The 471-nt window shown below is 67.3% G+C and carries 1 protein-coding gene; it reads left to right on the top strand.

Features of this window, described 5'->3' with window-relative positions:
• A partial coding sequence (locus Q7C33_RS28945) for an Ig-like domain-containing protein (RefSeq protein ID WP_407684599.1) occupies positions 1-471 on the top strand: 471 nt, incomplete at both ends.

Genomic DNA, 471 nt, shown 5'->3' with positions numbered 1-471 from the left:
CCAGTGTGACCCTCAAGGGCACCGTTGCCGGCACCGCGGCCGTGAAAGCCCAGGCCTCGGCCGGTGCTTCGTCGGTCAACGTGGCGCTGACTCCGGACGGCTCCACCGCTAAGGTCGTGGACCTGACCGCGACCCCGGCCACCATCGTAGCCAACGGCACGGCGACCAGTAACCTGGTGGCCACGGTTGAAGATGCCAACGGAAACCCGGTGGCCAATGCAGCGGTGAGCTGGTCGACCAGCACCGGCACCCTGTCGGCCGCATCGAGCAGCACCGATGCCAATGGCAAAGCCAGTGTGACCCTCAAGGGCACCGTTGCCGGCACTGCGACCGTGAAAGCCCAGGCCTCGGCCGGTGCTTCGTCGGCTGATGTTGAGCTGACTCCGGACGGCTCCACCGCCAAGGTCATGGACCTGACCGCGACCCCGGCCAGCATCGTAGCCAACGGCACGGCGACCAGTAACCTGGTGG

Origin of the sequence: Pseudomonas sp. BP11-1-1, from assembly GCF_052112105.1 — a bacterium.
Taxonomy (GTDB): domain Bacteria; phylum Pseudomonadota; class Gammaproteobacteria; order Pseudomonadales; family Pseudomonadaceae; genus Aquipseudomonas; species Aquipseudomonas alvandae.
This window is presented reverse-complemented; position numbering and strand designations above follow the sequence as displayed.